The following is a 17,038-nucleotide window of genomic DNA, read 5'->3' as shown; positions in this document are numbered from 1 at the left end:
GGGGCGGCCGCCCCCGCCCGCCCCACCAGCCACCATCCGACCGAGAGGGAGAAACCCGATGACCGAGATCGCCTGCATCGACCGCATCGAGACGGCCGCCGAGCGCCACGGCGCCCGCGACGACGAGCACCTGGTCGTCCTCGCCCCGGCGGCCGCCGCCGCGCTGCGCCTGCTCGCCGACGCCATCAAGCGTGGCGGTGCCGACCAGGACGACGTCGTGGAAGCCCTCAAGTCGGCCGGTGTGCACGAGGCGTTCGCCGACGTCCTGGGCGCCGCGGCCGACGCCGTCATGGACGGTCTGGAAGACCCGTACGAGTTCGACGGCCGCCTGCACGCGGACAACCTGTCCGGCGCCGCCATTCAGGTCCGAGACGCGTTCGCCTGGCTGTAGGAAGCGCGGGGCGGCCGACTTCGCCGACCGCCCCCGCCCCACCAGCCACCAGCCATCACCCGACCAGAAAGGGCAGCACCATGAGCGAGACCACGAAGACCGTCCCTGCCGACCTGCGCGACTGGGCCGTGAGCTGGCCGCAGTACACGCCCGTGGACGTCACGCCGCCTGAGCTGCTGCCGTCGGCGCTGGCCCACCACGTGCCCACCTGGGCCGAGGGGGCGGCCACCCCGGACGACGTGACCGACTGGGAGCGGCGCCAGGCCTCCGCGCTCGTCCAGTTCAAGTTCGACGAGCGGGGCTGGCCGCTGCACCCCGCCGGCCGCACCGGCCGTACCGGCCGGAACCTGGGCCGCTGGGGCGAGAACCAGGCCGCGGACCCGATCGTGATCGCGGGCTCCGGCTCGGACCGGCGGATCCTGCTGATCACCCGGGACGACATCGGCGTGGAGGCGATCCCCGGCGGGATGGTCGACCCCGGCGAGACCGCCCCGGCGGCGCTGGTGCGCGAGTTGTTCGAGGAGACCGGGGTGGACCTGAGGGGCCACCAGCCGGTCATCCTGGGCCGGGACCTGGTGGACGACTGGCGCCAGTCGGACCGCGCCTGGGTGGCAAGCACCTCCGCCCTGTACGTCCTGCCCGCCACCGTGCGCGCCGTCGCTGCGGACGACGCCCTGGACGCCACCTGGTACCCGGCGGGCTCGATGGCCGTCCTGGAGAGCGCCGTCGCCGCCGCCGGGCGCACCCTGTACGCCGCCCACCGGCCCCTGATCGCCCGCGCCCTCGCCCACCTCGCCCAGCAGTAACCCGCCCCGACCAGCAGGGACTGCATCGCCATGAGCACGCACAACATCACCATCACCGCCACCGACGGCCAGATCACCCGGACCACCACCACCGACCCCAGCGTGGCCGCCGAGTTCGAGCGCCTCCCCTTCGAGGCCGACCACATCGCCATCGTCACCGTCATCGTCACCGAGGAGTGACGCCGCCCTAGGAAGCGCGGGGCAGCCGCCCGGTCACCCTCGCCCACCTCGCCGAGCAACTCCCCCCACCCACCGATCCATGCCGGGCCTGTCCAGGCCCGGCCACTGAAAGGACACGACCATGGGCCTCTTCAACCGGAAGAGCAACAGCAGCAGCGGCACCGACCTCCACGGCTACGTCCCCGTCTCCGGCCGGGGCGACGCGCCGCTCGACCTCACCGGCGGCAGCTCCAAGGGCGAGCCCCGGGAGATCCGCCTGAACTCGCGTGGCGAGATCGACGGGTCGGAGTGGGCCCGCGGCGGAGTGATGCACGGTCTCAACCGCAACGCGGACGGGTCGCCCGAGACGATGCTCCAGCACATGCGCCGCGAGGCCGCCGAGAAGGAGCGCGAGGAGGAGGTCCGCCGCTGGGGCCGGAGCTGACCACCTCGGGGCGGGCCGCCCGGCCCGCCCCTATTCCGATCCGAGAGGAGCACCGCCGTGACGACCCAGTACACCGCCGTCGCCGCCGTGCCCGAGGCCTGGCACACCAACTGCGTGCTGGACGGCGTCGTCTACCCGACCCGCACCCGCGCTCCCCGCCGGGAGGTCACCGGCCTGACCGCCGGGGAGCTGTTGGAGGGTCTTACGCAGCGGCAGTACGAGCTGATGAACGCGGTGCACGAGGCCGGCCATGCGGTGGCCATCCTCGCGGCGGGCGGCAACGTCCACCGGGCCCGCCTGTCGCCGGACGACCCGGACGTCGGCGGCGCCGTCGAGGGCTGCGGCCTGGCCGACGGCCCCGCCTACGCCGCCTTCGCCGGCGCCGGCGAGCGGGCCGCCGACCGGTGGCTGCGGGAGGCGGGTCTGTGGACCCCCGGCCGGGCGACGGCCGTCGAGATCGGCGCCCGGACCGACCGGCGCCGGCTGCTCCGGCTCAATCCCCACATCGGCTTCGGCGCCGAGGGGCGGCAGGACTACCGCACCGTGCACGACGTCGCGGACGACGTGCTCGACCGGCACTGGGCGGCGGTCACCGTCGTGGCCGCCGCCCTGGTGGACCGGCACCACCTGGACGGCGGCGCCGTCGCCGCCCTCGCGGGCCTGCCCAACGGCCCGCACGACAACCACTCGGGAGAAGCACCGTGACCACCGCCACCGCCCGCACCCTGGCCGCTCTCGGCCTGCCGGACCCGTGCCTGCTCGTCACCATCGGTGCCCCCGGCACCGGCAAGTCCACCGCCGTCGCCGCCGTCGCCGACGACGACGTGCTGAGCGCCGACCGGCTGCGCGGCCTGGCCTCCGGCGACCGGGGCAACCAGGCCGTCACCGGACTCGCGTGGCAGATCCTGCACACCCTGCTGGACTCCCGCATGGGACTGCACGCCAGCACCGTCATTGACGCCACCAACGCCACCGCAGAGCACCGTGCACGCCTGCTCGCCCCCGCCCACCGGCACGGCGTCCCGGCCTACGCGCTGGTCCTGGACGTCCCGCTTGACACCGCGCTGGCCCGCAACGCCGCCCGGACCCCCGCCCGCCGCGTACCCGAGGACACGGTCCGGGCCCTGCACGAGCAGATCACCGCCGACCTGCCCGGCCTGGCCGCCGAGGGCTTCGCCGACGTCCTGCACGCCTCCCGCCTCCCGCAGCTCGCCACGGCCGCCGCCGGCCCCGGCGCCGGGTTCGGGGTGGGGGACCGGGTGGAGGTCGTCGGCGGCCGCTACGCGGGCCGCACCGGCCGGGTGTCCGGGATCCAGCCCGACGGGCTGCCCCAGGTCTCCGGCGTGGCCGGCGTCGCCTGGGAGTCCCTGGTGGGCGTCCCCGCGATCAGCCCGGAGTGCCTCCTGCTGCTCACCCGCCCGCCGTACCGGGTCGGGGACCGGGTCACGGTCGTCGGCGGCCGCGGCCGCGGCCGGGGGGAGACCGGCACCGTCTCCGCCGTCCGCTCGGACGGGTCGGTGCACGTCTCCGGCCTGTCCGGCGGCGAGTTGGGCGACCGGCTCTGGGGAGACCCCGTGTTCGAGACCGTCTACCTGCGGGCTGCCCCGGCGGCCTGACCCCGCCGTCACCGGGTCGACCGCCCCGCGAGACGGGCGGCCGGCCCCCCGCCAAGAAGAGGAGGAGCACCATGCCGCTGTTCGGCCGCCGACTGCCCCCGACCCCGGAGGAGCAGCACGCCGCCCGGGTGGCCCCGGCCCGTGCCCGGGCCGCCCTGGACGCCTACGCCGCGCACGACCAGGAGGCCCGACGGGCGCAGATGGACGTGGACGTCTACGGCCGTCCCGGCCGTCCGTACTCCGACCCCGAGCGCGCCGTCCTGGCGGCCGAGGCCCGCGACCGGCACGCCGCCCGGGCCGCCGAGCACCTCGCCGAGCACCGCCGCCAGGCCGCCCTCGCCCCGGCCGAGCCGGCCCCCAAGTCCGGCCGGCTGACGCGCCGGTTCCTCGGCGGCGGGTCGTGAGGCTCCCGGTCACCGCGTCGCTGACGGACGTCCGGGACGCGGTGCCGCAGGAGTGGCGCCCCGTGTTCGACGCCGAGCTGTCCCGGGTCCTGCTCTCGGACCTGACCACCTGGGCCTGGGGATGGGCCCGCTCCGTGGAAGACGGCGATTACCCGCCCCGCCCGTACCCCTAGGCCCCGGCGAAGGGGGTTGGGGGTTCGGCGCAAACGGGAAACATGAAACACCACAAATCCCTAGGAACCACCACAACTAGATCGGCACCCTGCACGACGACGCCCTGAAGCTGATCGCCGCGCACGACGGCCTGGTCTACAACGTCGGCGACAAGTTCCGGAACCCGCACCACGATCCCGCGATGCGGGAGCTGACCGGCCTGGACGAGCCGGTGCGCGACCACGTGCTCCAGACCCCCGGCGTGATGTGGGAGGTCGAGCGCATCGCCGAGTCGGCCAAGGCGATCGTCTACGGCTACGCCAACCGCCACCGGCGCCTGGTCCACGTCACCGTCGCTTGCCGGGGCGGCCGGCACCGCTCGGTCGCGATCGCCGAGTCCGTGGCCGAGTACCTGCGCATCGACGACACCAACGTCGAAGTCGAGCACCACCACGTCGACCGTCCGGTCGTCCAGAAGTAACCGACCGGGCCAGCACGGCCAGGAACCTTGCTCCCCTTGAAGGGGAGCGCTCCGAGGAGAGAACATGGGATTCTCCAGCCGCAAGAGCAGCTCGTCCGAGTCCACCGGCGCCTACCGCGCCGAGGTCGACGTCACCACCGCCGACGGCCGCCAGGTCACCTACAGCGGGTCCGGCGTCGCCCCGGCCGGCATCTCCCGCGACGATGTGCTCGACTCCGCCGAGGCCGCCGCACTCCACGCGGAGCCGGGCGGCGCCATCACGGGCTCCCGTTTCCGCCGGGCCTGACAGCAGAACACCGCGCCCCGACCGTGGCGCAGCAGACAGCGGGCCGCCCCAGTGTCGATGGGGCGGCCCGCCGTCGGTATTTCATCACCCGGGTCAGGTCTTGGCGACAGCCAGGCCACCGGGGCCGAGGGGCCGGCGGCCTGGCGCGGGCTGCTGCGCGGGGGTGTCCGCGGGGGCGGGGTCCGGGATCTGGGCCCGCTCCACTGCGGTGAGGCGTGCGTACGGTCCCGGCTGGTCGGCGGGCAGGTCGACGGAGAGGTCGGGGGTGTCGGGGGTGGGGCGTCGCAGTGGGCGTCGGTCGGGTGCGGTCATGACGGTCAGTCTGGCAACAGCGAAGGCCGGGACGGAAACCCTGGCGTCACCGGTACTCCCAGACGTCGTCGGTCGCCGCCCGGGCCAGGTCCAGATGCACGGCCAGGCCGTGGTGGTCCGACGCCCCGGCGGGCGCGTCGAGGACCCGGTAGCCGGTCACCGCCGGGGCGAGCGGGGCACTGACCCACGCCTGGTCGATCCGGTCGTCTGTGCTGGTGCGGCGCAGCAGCTCCGGGTCGCGGTTCTGCTGGTAGAGGTGCCAGGCGGCGTCCACGTAGCCGGTGTGGGCGAGGGTCTCGGCGACCCGCCGGTCCGGGACCGCGGCGGCCGGTCCGACTTCGGTCAGCAGGGCGCCGGCCTGGGAGGGCAGCGCGGTGCGGGCCTGGGAGGGCAGCAGGGTGCGCGCGGACCTGTTGTAGGGGCGCATCGCCGCGTAGTCCGGCTCCGGGCTGTCCGGGCTGGCGGGCGGGTAGTTGATGTCGCCGCACACCATTCCGTACGGCCCGTACCGCAGTGCCCGGGTCGCGGCGAGTTTCGCCTCGGCGCGGGCACTGTCCGGGCTGAACGGGTCCAGGTGCACGCTCGCGACCGCGAGCGGTGCGGGCAGGCCGACGTCGAAAGTCGCGACACCGAACCCGTGCAAGGTGCGGTGAGCGAAGTCGACATTCCAATTCAGCCATCGCCCGACCGTCTCGCGCCGGTAGAGCAGCGCCGTCGGGTAGCCGGAGCCGGACGGCGGCAGGGGGAGAGCGTCCATGTCCAGGTCCCGCATCGCCAGGGCGAGCTGCCGGTGCCCGTACCGGCCCCAGTCGACCGCCTCCTGGAGGAGGACCAGGTCCGGCGGGGCCGCGGGGCCGCCGGCGGTGAGGATCCGCTCGGCGAGCAGCGGCCACCGGTCCTCCGGCGCCCCCGAGCCGTCCCTCAGCCCGCCCTGGCCCAGGTTCTGCACCACTACCAGCAGCTCCATGAAATCCCCTCTCGTCCACCCGGTGATCACCGGCAGGCAGGCCATCATGGCGGCGCCGGCGGGCGGCCGTCCCGAGATTCACACCTACGGGTGGCCCCGGCCCGAGCGGCCGTCAGCTCCATGCGGCGAATTTGCGCCCACCGGGCGAAACCCGGTGCCGACCGGCACCGATCAGCAGGAGACTGATGCGATGTCGGGATTCACGCGGGACACGAAGTACTACGGCGACCGGCTGGTGTACGAGCCGCTGGAGAGCAAGTGGGGCCGCTACCACGCCACACACTGCGGCTGCGGGCAGGATTGGCTGGAGGCTCACGCCATCCCGGCCGGCTTCACCGTGCTGCCCCGAGGCAGGACCGGCTACTACGGTCTGGTCGGGCCTGGGCTGACGGAAGGCGTTGACGAGTCGGTGCTGACGACGAACGCCCTGTGGGAAGCCGTCACGGGCCAGCCGGGCGCACAGGGCTGGTACGAGACCGTGCACGTCACGTGCCGCACCGAGGAGTCCGAGGCCAAGCGCAAGGCGGACAACGACGCCTACTACGCCGAGCGGCGCGCCCGCGCAGCAGCGGCGAAGACCGACCCGCTCTCTGCCGCCCAGGCGAAGTACCTCCTCAGCCTCGCGGAGAAGGTCAGCACGGAAGAGTTCAACGCGCAGTACGCCAAGGCCACCAAGGGCACGACTATCAAGCCCCGAGGCCCCCGGGAGAAGGCGCAGACGGCGATCAAGCGGCTGACCAAGGCGGCGGCGCGCAAGCTGATCTCCGCCCTGGCTGGCCCCTGATCTGCGGCGGTTTCAAAAACGGGCCCTCATTTGAGGGCCCAAAAGTAGAAGCCGTCGTTTCCCCGACGGCCGGTACGCGTTGTCCCAGGCGGGTACGGTCCCACCAGGGGACCGCGGAGCAGGGGAACGGGCATGGACGAGGGTGGGCGCCGGGCCGAGCGGATCGGCGCGCTGATCGCCGCCCGCCGCCGTGAGCTGGGGCTGTCGGAGGAGGACGTGGCCTGGCGCCTGGCGGACGTCTCCGGGTCCGTGCCGACCCGCACCGACGTGTGGCGCTGGGAAACCGAGTACAAGGGGCGCACCCCCGGCCCCTACTACCTGCCGCACCTGGCCGTCGTGCTGGAGCTGGACGAAGGCCGGCTGCGCCGGGCCCGCGCCGTCTCGAAGGCGGCCCGCGCCGCCGCGCGCGCGCCGCTGCCGGCCCGTACGGCGGCGGAGGTGATCGCCGACGCCCTCCCGCCGGACACCGACCTGTCGCCGTGCGGCACGAGCGCCGGACGCACCGTCGGAGCGACGGACGCCGCCGCGCTGCTGCGCCGGGTGCACGGCTTCCGCCTGGCGGACGACCTCCTCGCCGGCCGCGACCTGGTGACGCAGGTGTCCGCCGAACTGGACCGGGCCGTGGCCCTGCACAACCAGACCTGCCACGCCGGAGAGGTCGGCCGGACGCTGCTGGTCGCCGTCGGCGAGCTGGCGCAGCTCGCCGGGTGGGCGGCGATGGACTCCGCCGGCGCCGTGGACCCGGTGCCGCTGTTCCGCCGGGGGCTCGGTGCCGCCCGCCAGGCCGGGGACGCCCCGCTCGCCTCCCACCTCCTCGGCTCCTGGGCCTACTGGGAAGCAGGCCTCGGCCACCTCTCCCGTGCGGCGGAGCTGCTGCGCGCCGCCGAGCAGCAGGCCGGCCTCGGCGACTCGCTGCGCGCCCGCTCCCTCACCTCCTCCCGAACCGCCTGGGTCGCCGCCCTCGCCGGCGACCAGCGCACCGCCCTGTCGGCGATCGCCACCACCCTCGACCAGGTCGACCAGGCCGACGCCGAACTCCCCACCGCCACCGACCCCCGCCAGTGGCTGTACTGGGTCACCCGCGCCGAACACGACGTCATGGCCGCCCGCGTCTACACCACCCTGCGCCGCCCCCTGCGCGCCGTCCCCCTGCTGCGCACCGTCCTCGCCGAGTACGACGTCACCCACGCCCGCGAGTACGCGCTGTACAGCAGTTGGCTGACGGTGGCGCTGCTCGACGCCAACGAGCCCGAGGAAGCGGCCACCGTCGCCGACCGGATGCTCGCCGCCGCGGCCGCCATCCCCTCCTCCCGCGCCGCCGACCGCACCCGCACCGCCGTCACCGCACTGCGCCACCACCAGGACGTCCCCGAGGTCGCCGAGGTCCTCGCCCGCCGGACGTCCTGAGCGACAGTGCGGCGCCTCGGCGAGGCACTACCGTCAGGGCACCAGCCACGATCCCGAGGAGGACTTGTGCACCGCATCGAGGCCGGCCAGACCTACACGACCTGCCGCGGCGGGCCGACGTCCTGCTACCCCGAGACCGTGACCGTGCGGTCCTACACCCTCGGGGACCGCACCGTCGAGGTGACCGGCGGGTACGGCGGAGCCCCCGGCAGGCACGTGATTCCCGCCTCCTACTTCCACGCCACGGCCCGCACGGCGGTCGGCAGGCGTCGGATCACCGGCTACTACCTGACGGGCTGACGTCTGGCAGACGGATTGGCAGACGCGCGGGCACTCTTCCCCGCGTCCGGTGCTGCGTAGCGTCGTGACCGTGCCGCACACTCCCCGCTTCTCGGTGCCGGGGAGCGCCGGCTGCGGCGGTCCTCCGTGGCAATCCCCCCGGACACGGCGGACCGCCGCCGACCCCGACCCCGCCCTGCCGGAGCACGCGATGACGACCCCTCCTCCCCGCCGCCCGCACCCCTGGACCACGCCCCTGCGACCCCCGGCCCACGCCGCCCACCACCCCGAGCCCACCGGCACCGCCGCCGACCGCATGCTGCGCGACGACCACCGCTCCCACGGCGGCCGCTGCGTGCGCTGCGCCGTCCCGTGGCCGTGCGCCACCGCCCGGAGTGCGGTGTGAGGCCCCCGGCCCTCCCGGCCCGGACGCCGGGACCCGCCGTCCTCGGCCGCGCCGCCCGCCGCGCCCTGGTCCTGCGCCGGCTCGCCGAAGACCGCCGGCGCCGACCTCGCCGGGGCGTGGTCCGGTGACCGCCGACTTCGTCCCCCGCGACCGCCGCCGCACGGGACTGCGGGTCAGCACCTACCGCGTCGCCACGGACGGCACCCGCTACGACCGCACACCCGAGATCGACCTCAGCTCCGGGCCTCCGGCCGACCCCGACGCCTACCACCCGGACAAGGGCTGGCCGTTCTGCCAGTGCCCGCGCCACCGCCCGACCTGACAACCCGACACCGGTCCCAAGGGCCGGGACGCCACCCGCGTCCCGGCCCTCTCGTCGTCCCCGGGGCCCCGTACCATGCCGATCATGGAAAGCCCCACGCGAGCCATCAAGGACGACGACCAGGACGACGACCAGGCCGCCGCCGGCGCCCACTGCGGGTGGTGCGAGCAGCCCATCCGCAGCACCGGCGCCGGACAGCGCCCCGGCTACTGCCCGGGGCGCAGCTGCTCCGCCAAGGCCTACCGGCGCCGCACGAAGGCCCGTGAGGAGGCGGCCCTGGCCGCCGCCGCGGATGCCACACGTGAGCCAGCAAGCGCGTACGGGTCTGAGGCCGCCGAGCAGATCGCCCGCCTGGGCCTCCTCGCCGAGCGCACCGCCCGCCGCCTCGCCGCCGACCTGGACGCTGGCGTCGACCCGATGCACCTGCGGGTGAGCCTGGCGGCCCTCACCCGGGCCGCCGAGGACCTGCTCGCCCGAGCACGCACCACCGTCCGCCAGGCCGAGGCACAGCGGGCCGCCCAGGCGGCGGGCCCCGGCCTTGACGCCACACGTGAGGCATCCTCCGGGGGGTCGGGCGTACCGGGGCAGCGGCCCGACCTGCCCGCGCCATCGGCCCCGGCGGGCCCCGGCCCGGCCGCCCCGTCTCCGGCCCCGGCGCCCCGTCCGACGGCGTACGGCCCCGCCAGGACGGAAGCCGCACGTGAGCCATCAAGGGACAGTGGCCCGGCTGTCCGCGAAGCACCGGACCCCGCCCCGCCGGTCCCGCCGATGGGGTGGGAGGAGCGCGACACGATCGCCAACACCACCGCCCCCGACGCCGCCGGCCGAATAGCCCGCCACATCCCGCCCTCCACCCCGCCCGCGGTCCAGCCCACACCGCTACCGCCCCGGCTCGCCCTGGACACCCGCATCGCCGCCCTCGCCCCCTACGGCCTCGGCGACCCCGACCAGCGCGCCGATCTCGGCGTCGGCCTCACCCTGCACGGCTGGAGCGACTGGCCCCGCGTCGCCCGCGTCGACCGCGCCGACCAGATGATCGCCTGGGTCGAGGAGGGCGTCAGTGGCTGGACCGGCTGGGCCGCCCTGGTCGACGGCCGACTCGTCATCGACGCCGCCGACCGCCAGCCCCTGCTCGCCCCGACCCGGCAAGGCGCGGCTGATCTCCTCCTCCTGGCGCTGCGCCAGGGCCTGGTGCGCTGACCGGCCCCGGCGGCGCGCATCGACGTCACCGGCCCGCCGGACGAGGCCGGTTCATCGTCGATCACGGTGAGCAGCGCATCGAGGTCGACCTGACCACCCGCAGCACCCGTCGGCTTGCCCGGGCCCTCGCCGCCGTCCTGGAAGCGCCGGCCCCGGCAGGCCGCACCGCTCGCGTCAACGCACCGCGCCCGCCAACCTTCACGAACGCCCCCAGGGGCCCCGACCACCCGGCTACGGTGACCGGATGGCAAAACGCAAGGGGACCCGCGGCGGCTCGACCCCTCCCCGCCCGATCACCGGCCAACGGCTGCTCGACGGCTGGGACGGACCCGACGGCGGACGGATCAGACTGGCCAGAGCCGGCGAAGCGCCCGCCGTGGAACAGCTCCTGGACCTGACCGGAGTCGGGCTCGACCGGATCCACGCCGACAGCATCGACACCGGAGGCCTCGCCGCCACGCTGCGCGTCGGCCTGGACGGAGGACAGAAACAGCTGACGCGGGCCGCGGCGACGGCAGCGGCCGGCCATGACCTGGTCACCGTCATCCCCGGCCTCTCGCTCGTCCTGGTCGCCGAGGACCAGGACGGCGAGCCGGTCGGCGCGCTGAGCGCCGTACCGCCCGCATCCCTGCTCAAGGTCGGCGCCGAGCAGGGCGTCCAGGGCGAACAACTGCTGTTCTTCTGCCTGGTCATCGCCAAGATCGGTGCCGTCGCCGTCGCCGACAGCGCCCGCGGCCGAGGGTGGGGCACCCACCTCCTCAAACGCGCCGTCCAGGTCTACCAGCAACTCCAGTACCAGCTCCTCTATGGGCAGTTCGACGCCGACTCGGAGCCCCTGCCCCGCTTCTACAGCCAGCGCGGCTTCACACCTCTCTCCCAGGACGAGGGCATCGACCTGAACGTCCTGCTCGGCCTGCCCCTCGGGATCCAGCCCGGCCCGGACGAGCGACTGTTCACCCGCTGGCGCCGGTAGCCCCGGACCGGCCGACGACCGGCAAGGATCCCAGCCCCCCCAAGGACACCGGGATCCTTGCCGGCACCCGGCACCCCCGCCGCCGCGCCCAGGCCTCGCCGGGCGGCAGACGACCCCCAAGACCTATCTGGGCTGCGCGATCGACTCGATCAACTCACGCCGAACGACCACCGTCCGGGCGATGCTGTCCGCCCACGTCTGCCGCCGGGGATGGACCAGCGGGCGCAGGTACCCGGCGCAGGCCGGGAGCGTGTCCAGGACGTGTAGTAGCCCGCGCAGGATGCTGCGGGCCGGGCCCACCGGCGCCCCGCTCTCCTCGTCTACCAGCACCACCCCCGCCAGCCGCTGCCCGAGACTTTCCCCGGTCCGGCCCCGTTCCGCCCACTGCAAGACCAGCCAACCCGCGCCCACCACCCAGTAGCCGCCCGCCAGCCACCCCCGGACGTCCACGTCCGCCAGCAGCGCGAGCAACTGCACGGCGGCGAACGCCGGCGCCGCCAGGTGCAGCGCGGCCAGGTACGCCGTCATCAGGCCGCCGGCGATCCCGAGGTCGATCCCGGCCGCCGTCGCGCGCGCCGCCCACCCCGCCAGACCCGGAATCCGCACCGGCCTCGGCCGTCGTGGCTGCGGCAGGATCGGCGGCCCCACAGCGGCCCACCAGGGCTCCGTCACAGGCGCCGACGGGTGATGGGCCATCAGTCGCCCCGCCCGGTGGCGTAGGAGTCCTGGCAGGCCCACACACCGGCGGTGTCCGCGAAGCTCACACACACCCGGCCGTCGGCCAGCTCCAGGTCCCTCCACTCCGCCACGACCTCGTCCCCGCTACGACGCCCCATGACGCGGACGTGCACCTCCCGCTGCTCCGGGCCCTCGTGAACGATCGCCCGAGACTGCCGGACATCACCGGGCGGGTTCTTCCAAACGGCCCTCAGGCTCCGCGCGAAATGGTCGTGGCCGACGATCGAGATGCAGACCTTGGGGCCCGACCAGTTGTGGGTGCACGCGTCGCTGGACCTGGTGGACGCCGAAGCCGGCGCCGACGTCGGCCAGGAGGCCAGCAGCAGCGCCGCGCCGACCACGGACACCCGACCAGCCAGCCCCGACCGAGAAGCAACGAAAATGTTCATACCCGGTCAACGACACAGCCCCGATCCGGTACCGTCCGCCCCCACAAGGCGAAGTGCCCGCCCCAGGAACCCCGAGGCGGGCACTTCGCATCGTCCGGCTCAGTCCTGGACGATCTCCGCGTCCAGGACGACGTCCTCCGGTACTGCGGCGTGCCGGGAGAACCACCGGCCCAGCGCCCGGACCTGCGCCGCCTCGCGGGTTGCGGCCGCCGCGTCCAGCGGGGCCAGGCCGCCGTTCGTGAGCCGCCCGTACCGGGCCTGGAGGGTCTCCAGAGCGGCCCGAACCGCGCGCAGTTCCTCGTTCACCCCCCACCGGGCCACCCGCCCCGCGTCTTCCGAATTTTCGGAAGTCTCGCCCGTCCCCGCGCCTCCGGCCTCGCCCTCGCCGTCCGTCGGCTGTGCGGCGGCCAGCTCCCGGTACGCACGCCAGGTGCGCCGCAGGCCGGTCTCGGTGGCCTTGCCATCCCGGGCCTCGGTGTCGGCCCAAAGCTGCTGCACGCCCTCGGGACCCAGCCGGGCGTTGACGGCCGGCGCCAGCGCCTTGATGTGCCCCGTGGTGACGACCGTCCCCCGGTAGGCGTACTCCTCGCTGCCCGCCAGGCCGAGCGCGGCGCGCACCCGCACCGCGTCGATGAACAGGTAGCACTGGCTCTGGCTGTAGCCCCAGAGCTCCGACAGCCACCGCTCGAACGTCCGTGACGGGTCGTCCAGGCAGTACAGCCCGTTCTCCCGCACCCACACCAAGTACGGCCCGGCCGTGTCGAAGAACACCGCCGCCGCCCGCAGCTGCGTGTCCCTCACCGTGCCGTCGCGCCGGGCCTCGGCCGCGCGCAGCACCCGCAGGCACTCCTCCAGCTGCTCGGCCGGATCGAGGCCGGCCAACTCCTGGGGGCGGTTCATCACCCGCCGGGCGCGGCGCAGCCGCACCGCCGCCTCCTCGGCCGGGTCGAGCTGGCCCACCGAGGTCAGCTCCGCGGCCTGCCCGGGCAGCGCCACCTGCGTGCCCATCCTCATCGGCTCACCGCCTGTCCGGCCTGGCTGCGCCGGGCCGCCTCGCGCCGCATCATCTCGTCCCACACCGCCGCGTACTCGTCCAGGTTCGACGGCACCCGGCCCAGCACCCGGGTGTACTCGATGAGCTGCTCCACCTCGGTGTCCAGCACCGGCAGCGGGCCGCCCAGGAAGGTCAGGGCGGACAGTTCCGCGCGGGCCTCCCGGGACTGCTTGTCGGAGATCTTCCGGGACAGCAGCACGTGCGTCTCGAACCCTCCCCGCGCGTGGTCGCCGTGCGCCTTGGCCGCCTCGACGAAGGTCGGTTCCACCCGGTCGACGTCGAACCCGCTGGACGAGAGCGGCACGACCAGGCGGTCCGCGTGCCTCAGCGCCTTGTGGAACAGTGCGACGTTGCCGCCGCCGACGTCCGCGAACACGTCGTAGCCGTCGGCGCGCAGCTCCGCGATGTACTCGTCCAGGTCCTCGAACGGGTACCGCTCGACGTCGAGCGGGTACACCAGCCCGCTCCCTGCCGCCTCCTGAGCGGCCTGGAACTTCTTAGCCCACCGGTAGGTGGTCTGGCTGACCGTGTCCGCGTCGAGCATTTTGACCGGCCGCCCCCTCCCGGTCTTCCGCTTGCGGCGCAGCGCCCGCACGAACGCCAGGTAGTTGGCGGTGGTGGTCTTGGTGGAGCCGCCCTTCAACAGCGCTTGCACCGTCACGTCGCCCTCGTTGCCCTCCGGCCCGTCCGGCGGAGGCAGCTGGCGGGGAACGGTAACGTCGGACTCGGCCACGATCGGATCTCCCTTGTCGTCAACGGGGGTGTGGCTGTCGAAGACGCGCCCGCCGGATCAGCCCCCGGCGGGCGCGCGACGATCCGCCGAAATGACGGAAACGTCCCACACCGGAACCGTACCGAGGCCGCCCACCCGTGAGGGCAACAACGCCCCCGGCCGACCGTGCAAGCGCAACCGTCGAGCCACGAACCGACCGGAGCGAGGGAGACGCCGCAGGCCAGAACCGCCGTGGAGGACGTTGCTGATCCCGGGCACCGGGCGATTCCGGCCCGATGCTGCGCCGCCGCATCCGGGAGATCAACCGGTCGTTGATCAGCGCGTGACAACAGAAACCACCACCACCGCTGTTGAAGTGGACGTGCGGTCACTTCCGGCGGACAGCTTCACCGAGTCCGACAGGGCCCGCATCGACTTCGCCCACAAGCTGGCAGTGCTGGCCGTAGAGGCGGAGAACGTCCTGGCGACGCTCTGTACGGACGAAGCCGTCTCAGGGGACTACGCCGTCCAAGCGGCCGTCGTGCAGGCTCTCGCCCTGCACGGTGTGGTCGCCGCCGCGGTGACCGCTGAACGGGTACGCGGGACCAGCTGGGAGTGCATCGGCAAGCCGTTCCACCTCGACGCCGAGGAAGCGGAAACCAAGTGGGGCCCGAAGGCCGGGGAGTGGCGCTCCCGGACCAAGGTCCAGAGCGACCTGGTGCGGAACCCCGGCCAGTACCTCGACTACGTCGACCGCCACCTCGCCACCGGCGCAACCGCCACGCGCAGCAAGGAACGGCGGAAACTGAGCAGCGTCATCGACGCCGCCGCCTCGGTGACCGGCCGGGACGTCGCCGCCGCGGACCGGGCCTTCGCCGGTCAAGAGGTGTGCTCCCACTGCCACCGGTGACCCTCTGCCGGTGGTGATCCCGGTCACGGACATTTCGGGAGGACAAGGCCCTTGACCGGGGCAATCCGGGCGGGACAACCAGCCTGGTCAAGGGGCAGGACAACATCTGGGCAAGCCGTTGGCCAAGGGGCGGTGTGGATCGTCGGGAGGTACCCGGGCGATGCCGTCCGGGTACCGGGGGCCGGTCACCGCCGCGCCCCGGCCACGTTCCTGACCGAAGGCCACCTCGATGACCCTCACCCCACCACCCACGCCCGCCCCGGCCCCCAGAACGGGCCCGAACGCCCCCGTGGCGGCCCGACACGGCTACCCTGGACCGGTCCGGCCCCGGCGGTGATTCCGCCCCGCCAACAGCCCGTCAAAGCCCAAACGAGTACGACTACGAGCCCGCCGCGAGCAACGGCACCCAGCTCTGCTGGGAATGCCGCCAGGAAGCCGACACCACTCGTGAGCACAATGAGCTGCTCGCCGCCCGTACGGCGAATGCCAGAATGCACCCCTGCTATACCTTTCAGGGATCCATCGGCGGCACCCCCGATTCGCTCCTCGAACTACGGGAGAAAGCCGAGCCCGATCGACTGGAATGCCCCGCCTGTGCCAGCAAACGCAGCATGAACGGACGCCCGCCAATCATCCTGCCAATTCCAACCAGCCGCCCAGCCGCGAACGCCGCCGAGCCGCCGCCGGAAAACTCGAAGACCCCTACTGGCACATTCGCCTGCTCCACACGGAGAAATCCCCCAACCGCTGACGCCCCAACAGAAACCAGCGCCATCTCGTGGAGTATTTCAATACGTGACTCGCGTGCGCCTTGATAGCTCGCGCGAGCCATCAAACGGCGGCCGCAACCAGGCGGGGTGCCGCTGCTCTTGCCCCGCCTGCCGCGGTCAGGAGCTCGGGTTCGGGGCGCCGTGTCCGCTCGCTGCCCCGCTCGCTGGCAAGGCGCCTCGCGCGAGCCATCAAGGCGCTCGCCGCTGCGCCCGTCCCGTCGGCGGGTACCGCCCGGGTCTGCTCGCCGCCGCCGCCGTCCGGGCCGGCCCGGGCCGGTGCGCCCGGTGTCCTGCTCCTGCTCGGTGGCGGCGCCGCGCGGGGCCGCCGTCCGGGACACCGGCACCGGACACAGCGCTGCGCCCGGTGCCCGGGTCCTGGGGGTGGGGCCGGGGCCTGCTCGTCGCCCGTCCCGCCGTTCCGCCGGCCTGCCGACGGCGCCGTGCTGCGCCGGGGCCTGTTCGGTGCCGTCCCGGTGTTATGGGGTTTTTGCATAGCGGTTTTGATGGGTTTTTCGCATGGGGCTTTCGGGGTGGGGTTTGTGGTTGCACCGGAATTCAGCGTCATATCGTCAACGGCGGTCTGGGGTGGTTTTCTGAGGGGGTGTGGGGGTGGATTTCTGGGTCTGTACGGGGGTTCGGGGTGATGCATTCTGTGGGGTGCGGCCGGATGGGGAGGCCGTCTGCGGCAAGATTGGCTGACGGTGGGATTCTGATACGGGGTCGCGGGCATTGTTTGGGGCTGTTGGTGGGCTTGTCCGGCATGAGTGGTTCAGACCACTGTGGGAGGTCTGAACCACTGACAGTGGGTGATGGCGCGTCGAGTGGGGTCTTGTGGCGGGGCTGCGGCCTGTGACACTATGCAGTCAGGTGGTCGGGGTGTGGGCCTTGCCCATCGCAGGGCGGGAGGGCGGCGACGAAGGCGAGGACCCACCCCCTCCTCCCAGTCAGCCAGGCGCACGAAGTGCGCCAAAACCCCCATTGACCAGCAGAAATACGGCCCAGACCGAGCCCGGACGGGGTGTCATGGGCCCGCCGGTGCGGAGCGCCGGCACCCCGAAGAGAGCAGCACCGAAC

General features: G+C 73.8%; 24 protein-coding genes. 18 read left to right on the top strand and 6 right to left on the bottom strand.

All coding sequences use genetic code 11. The annotated features are described in order from the left end of the window. Positions 1–58: 58 nt before the first annotated feature. From ACGFSC_RS42600 to ACGFSC_RS42555, 10 genes are all read left to right on the top strand, one after another. Positions 59–391 (top strand): hypothetical protein, encoded by a 333-nt coding sequence (locus tag ACGFSC_RS42600; RefSeq protein WP_359912111.1) that lies wholly within the window; start codon positions 59–61, stop codon positions 389–391. Positions 392–471: 80 nt separating this feature from the next. After that, positions 472–1,197 carry an NUDIX domain-containing protein gene (locus ACGFSC_RS42595; RefSeq protein WP_359912114.1) on the top strand — a complete coding sequence of 242 codons (726 nt, stop codon included), beginning with the start codon at positions 472–474 and terminating at the stop codon, positions 1,195–1,197. 30 nt (positions 1,198–1,227) lie between these two features. Next, positions 1,228–1,377 (top strand): hypothetical protein, encoded by a 150-nt coding sequence (locus ACGFSC_RS42590; protein ID WP_359912116.1) that lies wholly within the window; start codon positions 1,228–1,230, stop codon positions 1,375–1,377. A gap of 121 nt (positions 1,378–1,498) precedes the next feature. Continuing rightward, positions 1,499–1,801 (top strand): hypothetical protein, encoded by a 303-nt coding sequence (locus tag ACGFSC_RS42585; RefSeq protein ID WP_359912119.1) that lies wholly within the window; start codon positions 1,499–1,501, stop codon positions 1,799–1,801. 57 nt (positions 1,802–1,858) lie between these two features. Beyond that, on the top strand, positions 1,859–2,506 hold the full coding sequence (locus tag ACGFSC_RS42580) for a hypothetical protein (RefSeq protein ID WP_359912122.1): 648 nt from the start codon (positions 1,859–1,861) through the stop codon (positions 2,504–2,506). Further along, positions 2,503–3,417, top strand: a complete 915-nt coding sequence (locus ACGFSC_RS42575) for an AAA family ATPase (protein WP_359912125.1) — start codon at positions 2,503–2,505, stop codon at positions 3,415–3,417. Before ACGFSC_RS42580 ends, ACGFSC_RS42575 begins: the two co-directional genes overlap by 4 nt. Before the next feature lie 71 nt (positions 3,418–3,488). Then, on the top strand, positions 3,489–3,821 hold the full coding sequence (locus ACGFSC_RS42570; protein ID WP_359912127.1) for a hypothetical protein: 333 nt from the start codon (positions 3,489–3,491) through the stop codon (positions 3,819–3,821). Beyond that, positions 3,818–3,994, top strand: a complete 177-nt coding sequence (locus ACGFSC_RS42565; protein WP_359912129.1) for a hypothetical protein — start codon at positions 3,818–3,820, stop codon at positions 3,992–3,994. Before ACGFSC_RS42570 ends, ACGFSC_RS42565 begins: the two co-directional genes overlap by 4 nt. Positions 3,995–4,074: 80 nt before the next feature. Next, entirely contained in the window at positions 4,075–4,455 is a 381-nt protein-coding gene (locus tag ACGFSC_RS42560) for a hypothetical protein (protein ID WP_392865341.1), read from the top strand. 64 nt (positions 4,456–4,519) lie between these two features. Further along, positions 4,520–4,741: a hypothetical protein gene (locus tag ACGFSC_RS42555; RefSeq protein ID WP_359912132.1), complete on the top strand. Its 222-nt coding sequence runs from the start codon at positions 4,520–4,522 to the stop codon at positions 4,739–4,741. Between the two features lie 93 nt (positions 4,742–4,834). On the opposite strand, the gene ACGFSC_RS42550 is transcribed toward ACGFSC_RS42555, so the two are convergent. After that, on the bottom strand, positions 4,835–5,053 hold the full coding sequence (locus tag ACGFSC_RS42550; protein ID WP_359912135.1) for a hypothetical protein: 219 nt from the start codon (positions 5,051–5,053) through the stop codon (positions 4,835–4,837). A gap of 46 nt (positions 5,054–5,099) precedes the next feature. Next, on the bottom strand, positions 5,100–6,020 hold the full coding sequence (locus tag ACGFSC_RS42545) for an endonuclease/exonuclease/phosphatase family protein (RefSeq protein ID WP_359912138.1): 921 nt from the start codon (positions 6,018–6,020) through the stop codon (positions 5,100–5,102). A 190-nt stretch (positions 6,021–6,210) separates the two neighbouring features. Between ACGFSC_RS42545 and ACGFSC_RS42540 the strand changes: the two genes are divergently transcribed. The 7 genes from ACGFSC_RS42540 to ACGFSC_RS42510 all read left to right on the top strand — a co-directional run bounded on the left by ACGFSC_RS42540 (position 6,211) and on the right by ACGFSC_RS42510 (position 11,391). Beyond that, positions 6,211–6,804, top strand: a complete 594-nt coding sequence (locus ACGFSC_RS42540) for a hypothetical protein (protein WP_359912141.1) — start codon at positions 6,211–6,213, stop codon at positions 6,802–6,804. 132 nt (positions 6,805–6,936) lie between these two features. Next, complete coding sequence (locus tag ACGFSC_RS42535) at positions 6,937–8,211, top strand: transcriptional regulator (protein ID WP_359912144.1); 1,275 nt, start codon at positions 6,937–6,939, stop codon at positions 8,209–8,211. Between the two features lie 66 nt (positions 8,212–8,277). Beyond that, positions 8,278–8,511 (top strand): hypothetical protein, encoded by a 234-nt coding sequence (locus ACGFSC_RS42530; RefSeq protein WP_359912147.1) that lies wholly within the window; start codon positions 8,278–8,280, stop codon positions 8,509–8,511. A 190-nt stretch (positions 8,512–8,701) separates the two neighbouring features. Beyond that, positions 8,702–8,896, top strand: coding sequence for a hypothetical protein (locus tag ACGFSC_RS42525; protein WP_359912150.1), 195 nt, complete (start codon positions 8,702–8,704; stop codon positions 8,894–8,896). A 124-nt stretch (positions 8,897–9,020) separates the two neighbouring features. After that, the gene (locus ACGFSC_RS42520; protein ID WP_359912153.1) at positions 9,021–9,218 is read left to right on the top strand and encodes a hypothetical protein; all 198 of its coding nucleotides are present in this window, start codon (positions 9,021–9,023) and stop codon (positions 9,216–9,218) included. Positions 9,219–9,302: 84 nt separating this feature from the next. After that, positions 9,303–10,418 carry a hypothetical protein gene (locus ACGFSC_RS42515; RefSeq protein WP_359912156.1) on the top strand — a complete coding sequence of 372 codons (1,116 nt, stop codon included), beginning with the start codon at positions 9,303–9,305 and terminating at the stop codon, positions 10,416–10,418. A 244-nt stretch (positions 10,419–10,662) separates the two neighbouring features. Continuing rightward, positions 10,663–11,391 carry a GNAT family N-acetyltransferase gene (locus ACGFSC_RS42510; RefSeq protein ID WP_359912159.1) on the top strand — a complete coding sequence of 243 codons (729 nt, stop codon included), beginning with the start codon at positions 10,663–10,665 and terminating at the stop codon, positions 11,389–11,391. Positions 11,392–11,514: 123 nt separating this feature from the next. Here ACGFSC_RS42510 and ACGFSC_RS42505 read toward each other — a convergent pair whose 3' ends face one another. From ACGFSC_RS42505 to ACGFSC_RS42490, 4 genes are all read right to left on the bottom strand, one after another. Then, a complete protein-coding gene (locus tag ACGFSC_RS42505; RefSeq protein ID WP_359912162.1) occupies positions 11,515–11,997 on the bottom strand; it encodes an RDD family protein in 483 nt (160 codons plus the stop codon). An 89-nt stretch (positions 11,998–12,086) separates the two neighbouring features. Next, the gene (locus tag ACGFSC_RS42500) at positions 12,087–12,476 is read right to left on the bottom strand and encodes a hypothetical protein (RefSeq protein WP_359912165.1); all 390 of its coding nucleotides are present in this window, start codon (positions 12,474–12,476) and stop codon (positions 12,087–12,089) included. Between the two features lie 141 nt (positions 12,477–12,617). Further along, entirely contained in the window at positions 12,618–13,532 is a 915-nt protein-coding gene (locus tag ACGFSC_RS42495) for a hypothetical protein (protein ID WP_359912167.1), read from the bottom strand. Then, positions 13,529–14,305 carry a hypothetical protein gene (locus ACGFSC_RS42490; RefSeq protein ID WP_359912170.1) on the bottom strand — a complete coding sequence of 259 codons (777 nt, stop codon included), beginning with the start codon at positions 14,303–14,305 and terminating at the stop codon, positions 13,529–13,531. Before ACGFSC_RS42490 ends, ACGFSC_RS42495 begins: the two co-directional genes overlap by 4 nt. A gap of 322 nt (positions 14,306–14,627) precedes the next feature. Here ACGFSC_RS42490 and ACGFSC_RS42485 point away from each other — a divergent pair, with 322 nt between their 5' ends. Next, positions 14,628–15,194 carry a hypothetical protein gene (locus ACGFSC_RS42485; protein WP_359912173.1) on the top strand — a complete coding sequence of 189 codons (567 nt, stop codon included), beginning with the start codon at positions 14,628–14,630 and terminating at the stop codon, positions 15,192–15,194. Positions 15,195–17,038 lie beyond the last annotated feature (1,844 nt).

Source organism: Kitasatospora sp. NPDC048715, from assembly GCF_043198905.1.
GTDB lineage: Bacteria > Actinomycetota > Actinomycetes > Streptomycetales > Streptomycetaceae > Kitasatospora > Kitasatospora lactacystinica.
Note: the sequence above shows the minus strand (reverse complement) of the source record. Positions and strands in the feature narration are given on the sequence as shown.

Bases quoted from the DNA above. Each gene is read 5' to 3' on its own strand.
- ACGFSC_RS42550 (WP_359912135.1), bottom strand. From the start codon at position 5,053: ATGACCGCACCCGACCGACGCCCACTGCGACGCCCCACCCCCGACACC.
- ACGFSC_RS42495 (WP_359912167.1), bottom strand. From the start codon at position 13,532: ATGAGGATGGGCACGCAGGTGGCGCTGCCCGGGCAGGCCGCGGAGCTG.
- ACGFSC_RS42540 (WP_359912141.1), top strand. From the start codon at position 6,211: ATGTCGGGATTCACGCGGGACACGAAGTACTACGGCGACCGGCTGGTG.
- ACGFSC_RS42515 (WP_359912156.1), top strand. From the start codon at position 9,303: ATGGAAAGCCCCACGCGAGCCATCAAGGACGACGACCAGGACGACGAC.
- ACGFSC_RS42570 (WP_359912127.1), top strand. From the start codon at position 3,489: ATGCCGCTGTTCGGCCGCCGACTGCCCCCGACCCCGGAGGAGCAGCAC.
- ACGFSC_RS42585 (WP_359912119.1), top strand. From the start codon at position 1,499: ATGGGCCTCTTCAACCGGAAGAGCAACAGCAGCAGCGGCACCGACCTC.
- ACGFSC_RS42555 (WP_359912132.1), top strand. From the start codon at position 4,520: ATGGGATTCTCCAGCCGCAAGAGCAGCTCGTCCGAGTCCACCGGCGCC.
- ACGFSC_RS42600 (WP_359912111.1), top strand. From the start codon at position 59: ATGACCGAGATCGCCTGCATCGACCGCATCGAGACGGCCGCCGAGCGC.
- ACGFSC_RS42590 (WP_359912116.1), top strand. From the start codon at position 1,228: ATGAGCACGCACAACATCACCATCACCGCCACCGACGGCCAGATCACC.
- ACGFSC_RS42525 (WP_359912150.1), top strand. From the start codon at position 8,702: ATGACGACCCCTCCTCCCCGCCGCCCGCACCCCTGGACCACGCCCCTG.
- ACGFSC_RS42510 (WP_359912159.1), top strand. From the start codon at position 10,663: ATGGCAAAACGCAAGGGGACCCGCGGCGGCTCGACCCCTCCCCGCCCG.
- ACGFSC_RS42545 (WP_359912138.1), bottom strand. From the start codon at position 6,020: ATGGAGCTGCTGGTAGTGGTGCAGAACCTGGGCCAGGGCGGGCTGAGG.
- ACGFSC_RS42535 (WP_359912144.1), top strand. From the start codon at position 6,937: ATGGACGAGGGTGGGCGCCGGGCCGAGCGGATCGGCGCGCTGATCGCC.
- ACGFSC_RS42595 (WP_359912114.1), top strand. From the start codon at position 472: ATGAGCGAGACCACGAAGACCGTCCCTGCCGACCTGCGCGACTGGGCC.